General features: G+C 59.5%; 1 protein-coding gene. It reads right to left on the minus strand.

Annotated elements, in window-relative coordinates; all coding sequences use genetic code 11:
• Positions 1-111 precede the first annotated feature (111 nt).
• Positions 112-396 (minus strand): BrnT family toxin, encoded by a 285-nt coding sequence (locus GY725_03425; protein MCP4003225.1) that lies wholly within the window; start codon positions 394-396, stop codon positions 112-114.
• Positions 397-733: the final 337 nt, after the last annotated feature.

The raw sequence follows: 733 nt of genomic DNA on the forward strand, positions 1-733 counted from the left end.
GAAAGCTCCATCTCGACGTCTTCCATCAAGTCCTCGTAGTCCGCGGTCGAATGGCGATCCCAGAACTCGGCTGCCTCTTCGGCCGATGCGAACTCTTCCGGAATCGGCGTCCTACTTCCTGGCATGGCGCGTCCTTTCTCTCGGTTCCATGTCGCGAGCGCTGATCACGAGCGCCACGCGGCCTGTCTTGTAGATGAAAACAACCAGTACGTAACGGCCGGCGTCGGTCTGACCATAAGCGTGGTACAGATCCTCGCCCTCGACCCTGCCTCGCTGAGCCCTGCGGTACTTCGGCCGATCGCAGAAGACCTCTTCGACCTCCTCGGGCAGGATCCCGTGCTTGCTCTCGACTTTGTCGATGAACCGGGGAAGCCAGAGGATGTCATCGACCCGCATCGCCATCAGTATACCATGTCGCGATCCGACGGCGAGTACGAAGACGAAGGGCGCTGCTCGAGTCGCATGATCTGTAGACCATCTCATTCGGTCCCTTCCACCGGGCTCGGCCGCAGGATGACGACCTCTTCACGGCCAGCCGCGGAACCCCATTATGCAGCAGCGCGAGAAGATCGCCAAAGCCGATTCCTCTGTCGGTGCGAGGTCCGGAGTCAGTTCCGTGGTATCTTGGCCGGCACCCGGAAGGCCCTACGCCGCTTGACGACCCCTTTGCACAAACCATGAGAATCGCTTTTTGCATCTTCAAGTACTTTCCATTTGGTGGCCTTCAACGAGA

Source organism: bacterium, assembly GCA_024226335.1.
Classification (GTDB): Bacteria; Myxococcota_A; UBA9160; order SZUA-336; family SZUA-336; genus JAAELY01.